The organism is Burkholderia sp. SIMBA_062 (assembly GCF_046534765.1).
In the GTDB taxonomy this organism is placed as follows: domain Bacteria; phylum Pseudomonadota; class Gammaproteobacteria; order Burkholderiales; family Burkholderiaceae; genus Burkholderia; species Burkholderia ambifaria.
The window spans coordinates 1-241 of the sequence record NZ_JAWRYD010000560.1; the positions used below are offsets into that span (position 1 = coordinate 1).

At 48.5% G+C, this 241-nt stretch carries 1 pseudogene; it reads left to right on the forward strand.

Annotated features, from left to right (window positions below):
• Positions 1-241, forward strand: a pseudogene (locus SB786_RS37455) (AraC family transcriptional regulator); the annotation flags it as partial.

The following is a 241-nucleotide window of genomic DNA, read 5'->3' on the forward strand; positions in this document are numbered from 1 at the left end:
CCCATAGAAAACAGTGGCTTCAACCGGCAGGAAATGCATTGTTGGCGCTTCTGGGAGTTGATTGGCAAACACTGCCGCCGCTACCGAGATGTGAAGTTCTATGCCGATGCACTGAATATCACACCGTTCTACCTGTCGCAGTTGACCAATGCGTTTTTCAATGAAACTCCCAAGGGCCTGATCGATCGGCAGGTAACCTTGGAAATCAAGGCTCTTCTTTCGTACAGTGACTTATCTATTG